Raw genomic sequence first — 16061 nt, 5'->3', positions numbered from 1 at the left:
CCCATACTTAACTCAAAAAGAAAATCGATGAACCGTACACCTTTCGCATTGCGTCTCGTCACCGCAGCCGTGCTCTGCCTTTCATGGGCCGTACAAGCCCAAACGCCTGATGCCAGCCGCATCGGCAGAACGTCGGTGCCCAAGGCGCCGGGTTTTCAAGCGCTCTATGACTTCGACGCTGCGGCGAAGACGCTGCCCGACGCCACGTTTCCGTATGAAGTTCGGGTACACCGTGCGCACGTCGTCATGCTCGCGGAGAAAGGGATCATCAGCCGGGATGACGCGCGAAAGATCCTCTCCGGCCTCGATACCATCGATGCGCGTGCGCAAAAGGACGCCAGCCTGCGCACCTACCTGCCCTACGAGGCAGCGCTCGTGAAGGAGATCGGCTCAGTGGCAGGCCGTATGCACACGGGACGCAGCCGCAACGACCTCGCGAACACCGTGAATCGCATGTTCTATCGCGACCAGATCAACCGCACGGTCACGGCATTGATCGCGCTGCGCAGCGCAGTCATCGATAAAGCCGAAGCCAACATGGATACGGTGATGGTGGTCTACACCCACCGAAAGGAAGCGCAGCCGATTACCCTCGGCCACTACTTGATGGCCCTGTCGGAAGCCTTGAAAAAGGACATCGACCGATACGAGGAGCTCTATGTCCGCATGAACCAGAGCCCGCTCGGCGCAGCGGCCTCCGCAGGCACCGGCTGGCCGCTGGATCGTGAGCGCACCGCCAGTCTTCTCGGCTTCGACAGTCTGGTCGTCGATACGATTGAAGGCACCGCCGGCTGGGATCACATTACGGAATTCGCTGCCGATAACGCCATCTACCTGAGCGACCTCGGACGGCTCGGTTCTGAAATCCAGCTCTGGACCACCGACGAGTACCGGTTGGCAGAGCTCGATTCCGCCTACGCAGGCATCAGCAGCATCATGCCGCAGAAGAAGAATCCTGATTCGATCGAGCGCACCCGGGCCATCGTCGCGAATAGCGTCGGCGCGTTGACGTCGATTCTGGTGTCGCTAGATGGCATCGAATATCAACACAGCGTGGCACGTGTTGCGCTGGAGCCGCGCTCCATCGACGGCATGATCGCTGCCACGCAGGCAATGACGGGTGTCGTGCAATCGCTGCATGTGAACAAGGCGCAGATGTTGCGTGACGCGGCCAAGAACTATTCGACGATGACGGATCTGGCCGACGCCATCGTGCGCGACTCGGGCATCGACTTCCGCGACGCGCATGAAATCGTAGCGAAAGTGGTGGATTCGGCCATTCAGGCGAATTTGAGCGCCGACCAGATCACCGTGGATATGATTCGGCGGGCGGCTGAGCAGCAACTCGGCCACACGGTCCGCATCTCGGAAGCGTCGGTGCGCGACGCGCTGGACCCCGTGCGGAATGTGGCACGTCGCGACGGCATCGGCGGACCTGCCCCGGCGTCTGTCAAACGCATGATTGCGCAAGCTCGCAAGGAACTGGATCAGGAGCAGGCCCACCTGTCACAACGCACGGCAGCACTGTCGACGGCCGGGAAACGACTGGATGTCGCTGTGGCAGGCTTTACCGGCACGAATTAAGCGCCCGTCTTCGCCCGGCGGTCGATGCACCGCCGTGGCGAAACGCCGCGATCAATGACCAAACGTCATATTCAGTCCCGCGAAGATTTGCCACTTCGGCACGTTACCGGAGTGCGCCACGGAGTACTGCGGTTCGATAAAGGCGTTGAGAATCGTCTTCCCCGCTTTCCACGCCTTGCCCGCACCGAAGCCCACGGGAATGTAATACGTGCCGTGCTGTAGATCGAACGTCCATGTGGCCGTGGAGCGCAGATACCAGCCCTCCGGCAGATTCCAGATCACGACCGGCTGTGCGGTCAGCGACTGAACCGTCGGGCGATCCGACTGACCGGCAAACGAGTGCTGCCACTGGATTAACGCCCCCAACAAGCGTTGCTTGTCGGCATTGATGGCGACGGCGGCCAGCCCGGCCTGCCACTTCCCTGTGCCCAGCGTCTTGTCGGTAGCGGTAGGCATGGTGACTAACGGCCCAACACCGATCTCGGTAGACGATCCCGCATTCAGCAACAAGATATCGAAGAGATTGATATCCCCCAGCCCGGTGTTGTAGCCCCCGTTCGGGTCCGGCCGCGTGCTGATCGGTATCGTTGCGCGAAGAATCTGCGGGACCGGCACCAACCCGTTCGGACCGAGCGGTATCGTGGGCCGCAGAAGAAAGTCGTTTGTGTGGCCGCCGGTGCCAAAGATGGAAGGCGTGTAGAAGTTCTGCACGTTGAACGAAGGCGCGAGATTGAGCGGGTTGTTGCTCTTGTTCGCATCCTCTGCCGACGTTTGCGCCCCAGCCAAGGGAGAGCACAGGGCCAGGACACTGGCGTACACCGCCTTTCGGAGCGGCAGGCCACAATTCGGTGCTGCTGTCATCTCTCTCTCCTGAGCACGTCAACCATCACAGTGGGAAATCCGTGAGCGCCGAGGCGCCGTCAACCCATCTAGAACGCTTCGTTAATTTGGAAATACGCGCCGCGTGTGCCTTTGCCAAAACCGACATCAAAGCGCACATTGACGCGCGGCTTGAACTCGAACCGATAGCCCACACCGGCGTTGGGCAACCAGTGGGCTGACGCCAGATCGCCGGGCTGGTTGGCGATGGCACCCGTCCCTGCCCACACCACCATGCCGTGGCGGCCGACCAGATGTGCGCGATATTCCAGTTGCACCGTAAGCATGTTGCGATCGCGGTACTGGCCAAGAAAGTAGCCTCGCATCCGCTTGCCGTCGCCAAAGGTCGGCATCATGCTCCACGGCACGTCGCCCCAGCTGAACTTGCCGTAGACATCGAGCGCCAGCACGTCGCGCTCGCGAAAGCGCGTGTAGTGGTCGTAAGACCATTCCAGTGATTCGAACGCCGTGCTGCTGCCGAAGGCGCGCCGGTAGACCGTGCCGGTCATGATGAACGCCTGTCCCTTATATGGATTGGGCAGGAAGTCGCGCGTGTCGTAGGAGAAATTGGCGCTCACGCCGATGCTGCGCACATAGGGGCCGCCGGGGTCGCTGAGAAACGCACTGGCGTCGCCCTTGTCGCGATTGGCAGCCGCGTCGTAATGTGCGTCGAGCCCGATGCCGACGTACGTTTGCGGCACGATTCGCCACAGGAACTTCGGCTGAATAAAGATGCTCCGCTTGGTGTACTTCTCCCGATTCGCGTCGTCGCTCGCGCGCGCGTATCCGACGCCCCAATACTGAGTCGGCATATTCACGAGCGCCCCAGCGAAGACAAACCGATGACTGTCGTCGCCGAAAAACGTGGTGTTGTCCGCCCCGATACCGACGGCCCCGGTGGTTGTGAGAAACCCATGCAGGGTCAGCGTGGAGAGTTGCGTACTCTCAAGCGCACCCGGTGCCCGATATAGCCCGACGGCGGCCGCGCCGATGCCGAACCCCATCTCAGGGTTGTAAAACGGGCCGGGCATGACACCCCAATCCATGCCGTGGCTCACGTCGACTTTGTCGGCCGCCCCTAACTTCGCCAGCAACCGGTCGAGCCATCCTTCCGGCTCGGCCGCGTGCGCCGCGCCCGACAATACCGACCATGCCAGCAGCCCGCCGCCGACCCATCGGCTTGCGGCACACCACGGCCAACGCGAGCGTTTCACTCTGTACGATTCAGTCGATTCCGGCATCGGCACCTCAGAACCGCAGGAAGGCGGTGAGAATCACGTCGCTACGGTTGTACCCGTAGCCGATCTCCGCGAGCAGCCCGAAGCGCTTGCTTGCCGCCCAACTCACCCCCACCACACCGCTCCATGCGCCGACCACCGATTCGTCGATCTGATAGTCGAGCCGTTGGGTTTGTCCACCGGCGGCGTCGATCGGAATATCGAAGTGCCCCGTAATCGTGGCGCGCGTACGGAACCACGTGGCACCGATGTAAGGGGTGAGGATGCCGTAGCCCCCAAGGTGCACGTTCCACCCGATGCGCGGCGAGATGTTCCACGACTGGATGCTGCTGTCCGACATCGAGATGTTCGACACGGTGTAGGTCACCGGCAGCGAGAAGAACAGGTTGCCGTAGGTGCCGACCAGCGTAAAACCCGCACCATACGTGGTGCCGCTGTAGTTCGCCTGCTGAGTCGGCAACCGAATCGACTTGCTGCATTCGGGCCCTGGCCGGCGCCCGCCACACCCCACGTTGATGCCGAAGAACTGTTCAAGCGCGGTGAGAGAAGAGAAGCTGATGCCGATGTCGCCGTGCCCGCGCACGTTGCCGAAAATGCCGTAGACGTTCATGAATGGGAACAGCCACGCGCCGAACTGAAACTGGTTCGATTCGCTGCGAATGCGCGATTGATCGAATTTCACGAAATCTGCCGAACGCAAGCCGTTGCCATTGGCGCCGACCATCAGGTTCGACAACTGATAACGCTGTGTGCCATTGAAGTACGAGTACCCGACGTCGTACGGGTTGGGCAAGTCGTAGCCGCGGTCGATCACCCGTTGGGCGAAGAACGGCAGCGCACGGTCCCATTGCCTCGCAGGTTTCGCATCCGCCGTCGCATCGGGAACGCTCAGATCAACGCTCGGACTCGAGGCAGACGCGGGCACACCGGTCGGCCCGACAATGCCGCGATACCACCCATGCCGTTCGCTTACCGGCAGTTCAGTGCCGTCCGCTCCGACAGCCGGTGTCGGCGCGACGACCGTGGCACCGGTGCCGCCTGCGGTCCAGCCAAAGGCGCCGGCACACACGGTCCCGAGCACGACGGCGGCAATCGCCTGCGACGCCATACGTTGCCACCCGGCGATCGGTGATTCAGTGCTCGCCCTGCGCGTCTCCCGCTTTGGCGGCGTCAAAGCCGTGTTCCCCGGAATCTGTCGCTCGATGCAGAAGGCAGGCCGCTATTGAGCAACTGCGCCAACGCCATGCGTGCCGCCATGAGCTGGGCTCTCAATCCCTCCACCTGCATTCGCAGCGAATGAATCTCGAGTTCGAGGCGTTCTACGGCGCTGCGATCCTCCGGCGTGGACTTGGCGTCAGCGCGGTGAGGAAACTCCAGATCGTTGGCATCGAAGATATTCGTGCTCAGTAACGCCATCGCCTTGGCGAGATGCCGAACCACATCCTCGGATACGAAAGCAGAGCCCGTCGGGGCGGTTGAGGTTGCTGTGAGCGTCGATCCGCTTGCCGTCGCCTGCTGTTTCAGCTTTGAACGCATGCGCGTAATCGCGCGCTGTACGGTGCTTTCGCTCGGGAGTCCGGCGACACCCGCCCGCGCCAACAGATTCAGATACACCTTCGCGCTGTGTATGCCATGCGTAATGTCGTAAGCGGCCAGAATGAAGTGATCAAGCAGTGCGGTCGCATCGTGACCATATTCCGCACCGACACGCACGGCGGCATCGCTGAGCAAATGTTGCGTTGCCTGATCAAAGCTTGGGGCGCTACGTGCCATGTGCCCTCCTCCGGATAACGGATGCGCGTCAGTGCCACGCGCTGCCGACCTGAATATAAAAAGCGTTCTCGCCCTTGCTGTGAGCCACATCGATGCCCACGGCCAGCCCCAACTTCCTTGCAATCAGATAGCGCACGCCCGCGCCCACACTCACCACGGCATCCGCTTCGGAGAACGATTTCCATCGTCCCCACGCGCGTCCGGCGCCGGTGAAACCCAGCAGCGACCAGCGTGGCGTGGCATTCCAGCGCAGCTCGGCCTCGACCATCGCGGCATTGCGGTCCTGATAACGCCCCTGCTGGACACCGCGCAATTTGACGTAAGGCTGCTCATAAAACGGCACGTCGCCGCTGGAGAGCCGCCCGTCAAGACGCAGCCCCAGCACCCACGTATGGGCAATCGGCAGCCACGTGTAGCCGCGTCCGTTGTAGGTTTCGAACGACTGAGAACTGCCCGCCCAAGGTCTGGCAGCCTGAAGTTCAAGCTCGGCGTAACTGCCCCGATTCGGGAAAAACATGTTGTCGCGCGTGTCGTAATCGATGACGAGGCCGACCTTGCCGATACGCCGCGCCACATCCGGCACACTGAGTTCCTGCGCTACCTGTCCGGTGAAATGCGTATTCGAATCGAAGTAGGTATAGCGCGGCCCGATGTACCAATGCGAGTGCCCGATCCGGAACAGCAACTGTTGTACCGTGAGCCAGCCGTTCAACTGATAGGCGCGTGCGGAGTTGCTAAGCCCGTAGTAGTCGGTCTTCATGTTGACCTTGGCCAGCCCCCCGAGATAGCGAATGGCGTCGCCGCCCCACGTGTGGAAATGAACGAGCCCCGCGCCCCACGTGCCGTTCTCCGTCATCGCGCCACCGACGCCGGTGATATTCGGTGGTGCCATTTCTCCGGTGGTTTTCGCAGACTCCGCTGCCTCGGCCATCGACTCCGAGAAAAACATCAGCATCACGCCGCCGCCATAGCCGATGGCAGGCTCCGTAATGACGACCGGTACAGGCAGCGCACCTTTGTGGCCGAGCAAGAAATCACTGGCGTCGATCTTGTTGTCGACAGGGTCTCGCCAAACGACGCTGCTTTTGGCTGATTCCGAAGGGCGCGTCGATTTGGATGCCTCCGATATGGGCACGCCTGGCCCGGTCGAATTGTCACTGTCGCCATTTCCGGTGACTTCGTCCGCATCACCTGCGCGTTCAGCGGATGTTTCGGCTGTTGTCGACAACGGCCACGCCAAGCCCAGAATCAGAATTGTGCGCAGGATCGTTGGCCAACCCCGCACTGCGGTAAGGCATGTCTGGCCATAAAAATCCATCAAACCCCATCTCCACGGCAAAGGGATGTCTTTGTGGATGCACCAAGCGCATCAACTCGCTAAAGCTGACCTGATAACAATCGCCGGCCCGACCAATCCGAATCAAAAACCTCCGATCAAAAAAGCCACTTTCCAATCACATCAGATTGAGGCGTCTAGATCACTAGAACTCCCTTCCAGCAACCACGCCATCGCCTTGCAGATATAAATAAACAAATTTCAGATAATTTAAATTACCCGAATAAAATAAATCGACAAATTGCCCTCAAGGACATGACGCTAAGGCAATAAGACATCTCCGTCAAACAATATTGCGACATTGAATAATTAACGTTGAACTCGTCTTAAATTAAGGATAGCCTAAGGCACTCTCGATTCCCGTTCATTCAGAATCAGATGACACTCATAAGAGCATTAATTGTTCATGGCATGTCACATTCCGCCTTTCGATCTTTCAAAGACGATGTGACCTGGCGACGCGTCAGTGGTGGTTTTTTGACGCCCCGACCACGCGAACGCTTCGCGAGATGGGTCGCTGGCGTCGCGGCATCGTTGCTAACGTGTACGCATGCACTGGCAACCGAAGGGGGCTTGGGCCGCCCGATCAGCGGGGCCACTGTGCAGCCCGACGCGGGCGTCGTGTCGCCCACGCCGATGGTCGCCGTCAACTTTGCCGAGATCTACTTTGACGGCAGCATAGGCGGCAGCAAGTCGGTGCCGGTGGCGGGCAAGACATCACTCGGCCTGGATGGCGAGATTGCCTTCACCCTCGCAACCATCCTGAAGACGTGGGACACGGGAACCGGCAACTGGAATTTCGCTTCCAGCTTCACCCTGCCGTATGTGTGGACGAAGGTATCGGCAACGCTCGGCACCGACCGAAGAAGTGCCACGACCTCGCAGAATGCGTCCAATCTCTTCGACATCAGCTTCACCCCGCTGATTGCCGGCTACCACTTCTCGAAGACCGAACACATTGCGTTCTCGGTCAACGTCTGGGCACCGACCGGCCGGTACGATCCGAATGCGCTTGCCAATCCCAGCCTGAACAACTGGACGTTCATTCCGCAGGTTGCCTATACCAAGATTCTGCCGTCGTACGATCTCGAATTCGATGTGGTCGCCGGCGTTCAGTTTTATACCCGTAACACCGCTACGAATTACCAGAACGCCCCCTTGTTCACGCTCGATGTCATGGGGCTCAAGCGATTTTCAAACGGGCTTGGCGTTGGCCTGATCGTCGGCACGGTCCAGCAACTGGGAAGCGATAGCGGCCCGACGGCCGATCAGTTGAACGGTTTTCGCGGGCACGACATTGCGCTAGGGCCGATCGTCACGTACGACACCAAACTCGACGGCAAGCATCCGTTGTCGTTCTCGGCGCGCTGGGTGCCTACCGTGAGCAGCACCAATCGCCTCAAGAGCACGGCCACCTTCATGGCCACGGCGACACTTATTTTCTGATGTATTCCCTTTCTCCAAAACGGGAGGTACTCATGCGATCCGTCATCTTGTGTGCAGGCCTGGTGTTGTCGGGGCTCGCGTTCGCCCAGAAGCCCGCGATCTATCCCGCCCATGGCCAGAGTGCCGACAAACAGAGTAGCGACGATGGTGCGTGCTACGCCTGGGCCAAGCAGAACACCGGCGTCGACCCCGCCGTGGTGGCACAACAGGCACCGCCCCCACAGGGCCCGACGGGAGCGCGCGTCGGCGGCGCGGCGCGCGGCGCGGCTGCCGGGGCAATCATCGGCGACGTCGCGCACGACGACCCGGGACACGGCGCTGCCGTCGGCGCCACCGCAGGCGCCGTCGCCGGCGGTGTTCGCTCGCGCCGTCAGCACGCAGCGCAGGCGCAGGCAGCGCAAAACAACCAAAGCTCGCAGATGACCACCTACTGGCACGCCTATGGCGCGTGCATGGAGGGCCGTGGATACACGGTCAAGTGAGCTTGCCGGATCCGATAACGCCACTCCCTTCGCCTCGCATCGAGCCGCGCAAGCGCTGGACGTTGTCGCTCGTCTGGCTGGTGCCGCTGGTGGCTGCCGTTATCGGGATGACGTTGGTCGCGAGGTCGATACTTGATCGGGGACCGACCATCACCATCGAATTCAAGAGTGCAGATGGTTTGGAAGCCGGCAAAACCAAGGTCAAGTTCAAGGAAGTCGATATCGGTGTCGTCAAGGATATCGAGCTCTCATCGGATCTCGCCTCAGTACACGTCACCGTCGATCTGACGAAGAACGCGAAACGATTCGCCTCCCGGGGTTCCACTTGGTGGGTAGTCCGTCCGCGCATTGCGGGCGGGAGCGTTTCCGGCCTCTCGACCCTGCTATCCGGGGCGTACATCGGTGCCGACGCCGGCAAATCGCGCGACGTCGCGACCCGCTTCGTCGGACTGGAGGTGCCGCCGGTCGTCTCCAGCGGGCAAGCGGGGAAATCGTTCGTCTTGCACAGCGCCGAGATTGGGTCTCTGGATTCCGGATCGCCCCTCTACTTCCGGCGCATTCAGGTCGGGCAAGTCGAAACCTACAAGCTCGATGCCGATGGCAAGGGCGTTACCCTGCGCGTATTCGTCAGAGCGCCCTTCGATCAATACGTCGGCAGCAACACGCGTTTCTGGCACGCCAGCGGCATCAACCTGCGGCTGGATTCGAGTGGCTTTCAGGTGAACACGCAATCGCTTGCGTCGGTTGTCATTGGCGGCATCGCGTTTCAAGCACCGGCGGACAGCGGTGCCGGCGTCATGGCAAAACCCGATCAGGCGTTTTTCCTCGCCGAAGACGAAACGAGCGCCATGAAGTTTCCCGATGCGGAGCCGGTACGCGCGGTATTCCGTTTTTCGCAATCGTTGCGCGGGCTGTCCGTGGGCGCGCCCATCGATTTCCGGGGAATCACACTGGGCGAGGTTACGTCGATTGGCGTTGAGTTCGATGCGAAGAGCAAGAGTCTGGTCATGCCGGTGACCGTGGTCATCTATCCGGAGCGCCTGCGACGCCGTGACGCGACGGGAAAATTGCCGGCGACGCGACCGGAACGGCGAGAGGTTTTCACGGCGCTGATTGCCCACGGCCTGCGCGGCCAACTCAGAACCGGCAATTTGCTAACCGGCCAACTCTATATTGCGCTGGACTTCTTTCCGAACGCGGCGCCCGCTCAGGCGACGGAGATTGACGGTGAAACCACGATCCCGACGGTGCCCAATACGTTGGACCAATTACAGTTGCAGGTCGCCGATATCGCCGCGAAGCTCAACAAGATTCCGTTTGACACCATCGGACAGAACCTCGACAACTCGCTTCGCAAGCTCGACAAGACCATGGAGAGTGCGCAGGGATTGTTCAAGCAACTCGATGCCGAGATCGCCCCAGAGGCGAAGTCCGCGCTAGGCGAGGCCAAGAAGACGTTTGGCACTGCCGAGCGGACACTCTCAGAAGACGCCCCAATGCAGCAGGACGTTCGCGGCGCCATGAAGGCGCTCAATCAAACGCTGCGGTCGTTGAACGGGCTCGCTGAATACCTTCAGCTTCATCCGGAGGCGCTGATTCGCGGAAAACCAGTGGACCCGCAACCATGAGAATGCCGGCCCCACCGACCTCCCACGGCGCTCACGGCAGTTCAGAACGTATTCAACGGCGCCAGAAACGAGGGCCCGGTCCGATGCACAGGTGTAATGGCTATCGCCGCACATCGATTGAACGCTGTCGCGAGTGGCCCGCCGTCCCAGACGGGCTTCGCGGCAGCATCGTCTGCCGGTGAAAACAGCCGCCGCTCCAACGTTGAAACCGCGTCGATCAACGGGACATCCTGAGTCGTTTGCGCCCACGCAGCGAGCCCGAGTCCGGTGACGTCCTCGCTCCAGCGTTGCGCAAGGCGATACGCCGCAATGGCGTCGCCCGCACGGCAAGCCTGAATCACCTCCGCATGCAGGGATTTTGCGTTTTGCCGAACCCGCTTCAGGCGCTCGTCGTGTCGGCGTCGAACGGTGTGCCACCGTGAATGTGTTCGCCAGATCACAAGCCCAAGGACGGCCAGCCCAGCCACACTCGCCAAGACGACCCCTATCGATTCCGCATCCTGAGACAGATTCAGCCACGCCGTCCCCGGCGTGAGTTCTCCGGCCGCCGCCCCTGTCGCCACAACGACACGGATGGCGGGCGCGTCCGAATGCGACGCGCGTCCCGTCGCGGGGTCGGTCCAGTCGAGTGTGATCGCCGGCAAGGTGTAAGTGCCTTTGCGCTCAAACACGTACGAGAATGTATCGATACGCAGCCCGCCCGTCGCGGAAGATCCCGAATTCGGCGACACCCCGTCCGATAACTTCGGATCGGCGGCAAACACACGTACGCGACGGGGCGCATCCAATTTGGGGGGCCGGATCAGCATCGCCTGCGTGCCCGGGGCAAATGTCGCCACCGTGCGCACCAGCGTATCGCCCACCTTCAGTTGCACCACGTCGTGATCAGGCGCGGGCGCGAGTGTCTGCGTGACATTCAGTTGCGCCACAGGCAACATCGCACTGCCGCTCGGTGCACCGCTCGACGCGTCCTTGGGTACGCCGCCTGCCCCGACCCGAATCCGCGTCGCCGGGAGCGTTACCGTGGCCTGCTGCGGTGCGCCGTCGTTCCCGGCATAGGTAAGCGAAATCGTCGCCTGCGGCAGATCGAAGTCGCCGTCTTGTCCTGCAACAAACGCATAGGATTTGCTGATCGTCGCAAAGGTCACGCCGTCGATGGACTGCGTGCCATTCAGCGCCCGCGCGTCCGGGAGCGTCACGATGGCACCGGGCACGTCCAGCGTTGGAAATGCCGGTGCGGACATGAAAAAGTTGGGGGCGAGCACCGTCACATCGACACTGACTTGCTGCCCGACGCGAATCGGTTGCGGGGCCGCCACTTCGACACGCACCATCGGTGCAGGCGCGGCAATGGCATTGCTGAGCACCACCAACAACACCGCGCAAATCGCGATCGGCATCGCTCGGCGCATCCGGTGGGCAATACCTAAGGCGTTGAACGCATACGATAACAACGTCACTGTGTCTGCCCTCCGCCTGCGCCCTGCCCTTGCTGTAACGCGAACTCGCGTTGCAACAAAGCGGTGGGCGTCGTCTGGATCGTGCGCATCCACGCTTGTGTCTCAAGCGATGGGCCCACCTTCGACGAGCGCTCGCCTGGCCCGGTTGGCCGTTTCGCGTCGTACTGAATCTCATCGGGAGAGACATCGGGCGGAATCTCGTCGTCCCCCGACTTTTCCGGCGGTTTCGGCAACGCCGCGATAAGCTTTCCCATCAACGTCAGATTGGCCCGCGCGGCCGCCCAGTTGGGCGCGCGTTTGAGCGCCTGTGTATAGCGAGCCTGCGCGGCCTCGTACTTTCCCATGCGGGCCAGCGCATTGCCCTGATTGAAGTCCGCTTCCGGGGAATCGACCAGCGCGAAACTCTGCGCTGCCTGCGCATATTGACCGGCGCGATACTGCGCGACGCCGCGCCACATCGGATCGTCGAAGCGCTCGGCGGCGGTTGTAAAGTCTCCGCGCTCAAAGGCAAGGCGTCCTTGCTGATCATGCGTCAGCCAGAGATCGGCAAAGCGCCATCGCCGTGGGGTGCCTGCACCGTCGGGGGAATCTTGTGTGGCAGTGGCGCTGGTGAGTGACTGCGCGTACGACGGTGCGACGGGCACGTGAAGCGTGATGGCCAGCAGCAGGCCGACGACCCATCTGACCGTCCAGCCTTTGCGAAACCAGAGCGCCCCCAACGCCACAATCGGCAACATGAGCCACCATCCCTCATCGCGCCAGCGTGCCGTCGTCCCCGCCTGCGATTGTTCGAGGTGCGACTGCACATGCCGTTGCACCCAGTCGATATCGGCGTCGCTGTCCGGCGTAAAGGTGGCTACCGGCACGTCACTATCCTTCGAAAATCGTTTCAGCGCGCCCTCATCCAGACGTGCAAAAACGCGGGCACCGTCGCGTTCCGCATAGCTGCCGTCCGGGTTACGCAATGGCCCGCCTTGAGACGTGCCAATGGCCAGGACGATAGGCTGACTCGCTGACTGGGCACCGGCGTGGTCCTGAAATGCGCGCGCGGCGTTGAGGTCGACCGCGTCGGTGATGAACAGGATGGTGCCGGGGACCGGTTCACGCCGCAGGTCGTTGTCGATCACCTTCAGGGCTTGCCGCATGTCTCGACCGGGAACCGGCATGATGCTGGTTTGCAGCGCGTCGACATAGGTTTGCAGCAACGCGCGGTCGTCGGTCAGCGGAATGACCCGATGGGCCGAGCCCGCATAGGCATAGATGGCCGTACGCGCGCCCTCGCGCCGCGCGAGTAGCGCCTTGACTTTCAACTTGGCGCGTTCCAGCCGTGAAGGAGTGACATCAATGGCATCCATCGTCGGCGAGAGGTCGATGGCGATGGCCAGCGGCGCTTTGTCGTCGAGAAACGGCGGCAGCTCGCGCTTCCACGCCGGGCCCGCCATGCCAATGCCGCCCAGAACGAGCAGGAGCGCGATCAGATGCACCGGACGCAGCCGAAGGCCTCGCCGCTCCCGGATCATCAGCGCATCGAGCAGGTGCGGTGCAATGGTTTTGCGCCAACGCCTGCGCACGTCGGTATGCCGCCCGACGGCCCAGACGAGCCACGCAGCCACCGGCACAAAGCACAACCAAAGTGGGCGCAGGAAATGGAAGTCGGCAACGCTCGAAAGGAAGCCCGTCATGAAGCCTCCTCGTTACCGCTGCCGGCCACCGCCGCACGTGTGACGTAGGACGCATGAATCGCCAGCGCTATTTCGTAAAGCAGCACGATGATAAGCGCCACGCCCAGTGGCCACATGAACAGCTCTCGTTGCGGACGCCAGGAGAGTGTCTTGTGGTCGTGCGGCGTGATGCGATCGAGTGTGGCGTAGATCTCGGCAAGCGCCGACTGGTCGGCACCGAAGAAGTACCGCCCTCCGGTGACCTTGGCCATGCGCTGCAACAGTCCGAGATCGACACGCGCTTCCCCTTGCGCGGCCGGGTCGCCGATGCCGACGGTGTGTACGATCACTGATTGCTCGTGGGCGACGTCCGCTGCGCGATCGGGCGGCATGCGGCTGGCCGTGTCGTTGCCGTCGGTGAGCACGATCATGACCTTCTGTGGCGCTTCACTGTGCTCGAACATCCGCACGCCCAGTCCGATGGCATCGCCCAGTGCCGTGCTGTTGCCCGCCATGCCCGGCGCCATATCGTCGAGCAACGTGTGGATGAGATCGTGATCTTGCGTGAACGGTGCCAGCGGATAGGCCGCGTCGCCGAAGATCACCAGACCGATGCGGTCATCCGGGCGCTGCGTCACGAAATCGCTGACGACCTGCTTGACCGCCTGCACGCGCGCGATGCGCTTTCCCGACGCATCCGGAAAATCCGGCGTATCCATCGACTGGGAAAGATCCAGCGCGAGCAGAATGTCGCGCGACGGCTGCATCTTCTCGATAGGCGCTTCCAGCAACTGTGGACGGGCCAGTGCAGTGACGATCAGCACCCACGCCACCGGGGCGAGCACGTGTTGCACCCAGTTGCGCCGTGGCACGACTGCGCCTGATGCCGGGCGCAGACCCGCCGCCTCGGCCACCTCGCCGAAGAACGGCAGCCGTACCGACGGGCTTTCTTCCCGATAGGCCGGCAGCCACCACCACAGCAGCAACGGCAGTGGCAGCAGCGCAAAGGCCCATGGGTATTCAAACTGGAACATGATGGTGCTCGATCCAGTTACGGCAGGCGTACACGAGCGCGTCCGTGCGAGGGGCGTCCCACTCCCGGCTCAACGATTCGTCCGACTGATACGCGGCACGGGTCACGAGCGTCGCCATCGCGTCAGTCCCAGTGCTCTGGCCGCCATGACTCGTTCTCAAGAATGCCACCCAGGCATTGCCCGTCAGACTGGCGACCGTCTCGCGTGGCCATGCGCTCAAAGCGACGCGCTTAAGCAGCACTGCAATTTCACGCAAGGCGCGCGCGCGACTCGCGGTATCGGCATCCCCCGCGGCACTCGGATCTGGCGAGCGTAGTGCGACAGCCCACTGTTCCAACTGCGCCAGCGCTTCCCGGCGATAGCGGTTGGCGCGATAGCGCCGCCATGTCCGCCATGCGAACCAGAGCGTTCCAACGAGCAGTAACGCGGCCGCTATCGGCCAGCCAATCGTTTGTGGCATCCACGAGGGCGCCGGCGGCGTCACGATGTCGGCCAGCGCCTTCAGTGTCGGCAAGTCGGTGGCGGTTGCCGCAACATCCGTCATCGTCCTGCCCCCGCCTTTGCGCGCCTGAAGGCATTGCCATACGCGGGTTGTCCGCCCAGCAGGCGCCGAATTTGCGCCGTCGTATCTTCCGCCGCCGAGAGCGGCAGCATCGGTACGCCTATCGCTTCGTGCCAATCCACCAGATGCTTGCCATGCGCGGCGAAGAAGTCGGCAATGCTGCGCCGGAGCGAGGTTTTGCCGAAGCTGAGCTCAACCTGCAACTCCCCGTCGCTCACGACAAGATTGCCCGAGGTGGGCAGCGCACTCAGAAATGGGTCGTGCACCAGTACTGTCAACACATCGTTGCGTGCGGCGATGCCGAGCAGCCTTTCTCGAGTGGTCGCATCGTGGCCGTCGAAGTCACTGATGACGATGATGAGGCTGTCGTGCGCCACCATGCGGGCGCATCGTTCCAGTGCCAGATTCAATTGCCCGGCTGACCGGCGCGTCGGCGTATCGGCGCGCAACGCGGCGTTGTGCCGGGCAACGCCGCCGAGCAGTTGTTCGACGGCCGCCCGGCTGCGCTTCGGGGGAAAGGTATCGATCGTCGTGTCGCCGAAGACGACACCGCCGACACGATCACCATCGGCCAGCACACGCCAGGCCGCCAACGCCGCCGCTTCGGCCGCCGTGACCGACTTCATCGCGCGGCGGCTGCCAAAGAACATATTGATGCGTTGATCGACGACGAGTACCACCGGCCGGTCCTTCTCCTCGGTGTACACCCGCACGTAAGGCTTGCCGGTTCGCGCCGTGACACGCCAATCCATGCTGCGAATGTCGTCGCCCGCAACGTATCGACGCAGTTCCTCGAACGCCAGCCCACGCCCGCGCACGCGTGAGCCGTGCCTGCCTGCCAGCACGCTGTGCACCGGTTGGCCCGGTTGAAAGTGAAAATCACGGGCCGCGCCTTCCAATGCATTGAGCGCGGCAATGTCGATGCTCACGCCCGCAAGGGGCGTCTCAGAGGTCAGATCCACGGTCATATCGGGATGC

At 62.1% G+C, this 16061-nt stretch carries 14 protein-coding genes; 4 read left to right on the top strand and 10 right to left on the bottom strand.

Going from position 1 to position 16061, the window contains the following annotated elements:
- Window positions 1-27 precede the first annotated feature (27 nt).
- On the top strand, window positions 28-1584 hold the full coding sequence (argH, locus tag CDV46_RS25380) for an argininosuccinate lyase (RefSeq protein ID WP_176399195.1): 1557 nt from the start codon (window positions 28-30) through the stop codon (window positions 1582-1584).
- A gap of 51 nt (window positions 1585-1635) precedes the next feature.
- On the opposite strand, the gene CDV46_RS25375 is transcribed toward argH, so the two are convergent.
- From CDV46_RS25375 to CDV46_RS25355, 5 genes are all read right to left on the bottom strand, one after another.
- Complete coding sequence (locus CDV46_RS25375; RefSeq protein WP_087725754.1) at window positions 1636-2445, bottom strand: hypothetical protein; 810 nt, start codon at window positions 2443-2445, stop codon at window positions 1636-1638.
- Between the two features lie 68 nt (window positions 2446-2513).
- Window positions 2514-3677 (bottom strand): hypothetical protein, encoded by a 1164-nt coding sequence (locus tag CDV46_RS25370; RefSeq protein ID WP_249277447.1) that lies wholly within the window; start codon window positions 3675-3677, stop codon window positions 2514-2516.
- 34 nt (window positions 3678-3711) lie between these two features.
- Complete coding sequence (locus tag CDV46_RS25365; protein WP_254916220.1) at window positions 3712-4809, bottom strand: hypothetical protein; 1098 nt, start codon at window positions 4807-4809, stop codon at window positions 3712-3714.
- Between the two features lie 62 nt (window positions 4810-4871).
- Window positions 4872-5474, bottom strand: coding sequence for a hypothetical protein (locus CDV46_RS25360; protein ID WP_087725752.1), 603 nt, complete (start codon window positions 5472-5474; stop codon window positions 4872-4874).
- A gap of 28 nt (window positions 5475-5502) precedes the next feature.
- Complete coding sequence (locus CDV46_RS25355) at window positions 5503-6792, bottom strand: BamA/TamA family outer membrane protein (RefSeq protein WP_140413483.1); 1290 nt, start codon at window positions 6790-6792, stop codon at window positions 5503-5505.
- A gap of 552 nt (window positions 6793-7344) precedes the next feature.
- Here CDV46_RS25355 and CDV46_RS25350 point away from each other — a divergent pair.
- The 3 genes from CDV46_RS25350 to CDV46_RS25340 are packed head-to-tail and all read left to right on the top strand — an operon-like array spanning window position 7345 to window position 10366.
- Window positions 7345-8256: a SphA family protein gene (locus CDV46_RS25350; protein WP_249277450.1), complete on the top strand. Its 912-nt coding sequence runs from the start codon at window positions 7345-7347 to the stop codon at window positions 8254-8256.
- A gap of 32 nt (window positions 8257-8288) precedes the next feature.
- Window positions 8289-8738, top strand: coding sequence for a glycine zipper domain-containing protein (locus CDV46_RS25345; protein WP_087687545.1), 450 nt, complete (start codon window positions 8289-8291; stop codon window positions 8736-8738).
- Window positions 8735-10366, top strand: a complete 1632-nt coding sequence (locus tag CDV46_RS25340; protein ID WP_254916219.1) for a PqiB family protein — start codon at window positions 8735-8737, stop codon at window positions 10364-10366. The genes CDV46_RS25345 and CDV46_RS25340 overlap by 4 nt, the downstream gene beginning before the upstream one ends.
- A gap of 41 nt (window positions 10367-10407) precedes the next feature.
- On the opposite strand, the gene CDV46_RS25335 is transcribed toward CDV46_RS25340, so the two are convergent.
- From CDV46_RS25335 to CDV46_RS25315, 5 genes are read right to left on the bottom strand one after another with little or no spacing between them, the layout of a single operon-like run.
- Complete coding sequence (locus tag CDV46_RS25335) at window positions 10408-11766, bottom strand: BatD family protein (protein WP_176399194.1); 1359 nt, start codon at window positions 11764-11766, stop codon at window positions 10408-10410.
- A gap of 56 nt (window positions 11767-11822) precedes the next feature.
- Entirely contained in the window at window positions 11823-13508 is a 1686-nt protein-coding gene (locus tag CDV46_RS25330; RefSeq protein ID WP_087725747.1) for a VWA domain-containing protein, read from the bottom strand.
- The gene (locus tag CDV46_RS25325; protein ID WP_087687548.1) at window positions 13505-14521 is read right to left on the bottom strand and encodes a vWA domain-containing protein; all 1017 of its coding nucleotides are present in this window, start codon (window positions 14519-14521) and stop codon (window positions 13505-13507) included. Before CDV46_RS25325 ends, CDV46_RS25330 begins: the two co-directional genes overlap by 4 nt.
- Window positions 14508-15065: a DUF4381 domain-containing protein gene (locus CDV46_RS25320; protein WP_087725745.1), complete on the bottom strand. Its 558-nt coding sequence runs from the start codon at window positions 15063-15065 to the stop codon at window positions 14508-14510. The genes CDV46_RS25325 and CDV46_RS25320 overlap by 14 nt, the downstream gene beginning before the upstream one ends.
- Window positions 15062-16051, bottom strand: coding sequence for a DUF58 domain-containing protein (locus tag CDV46_RS25315; protein ID WP_087725743.1), 990 nt, complete (start codon window positions 16049-16051; stop codon window positions 15062-15064). Before CDV46_RS25315 ends, CDV46_RS25320 begins: the two co-directional genes overlap by 4 nt.
- Window positions 16052-16061 lie beyond the last annotated feature (10 nt).

The organism is Pandoraea sp. PE-S2T-3 (genome assembly GCF_002179965.1).
In the GTDB taxonomy this organism is placed as follows: Bacteria; Pseudomonadota; Gammaproteobacteria; order Burkholderiales; family Burkholderiaceae; genus Pandoraea.
The sequence above is the reverse complement of the archived record's forward strand: the minus strand, read 5'-3'. Positions and strand labels throughout refer to the sequence as shown.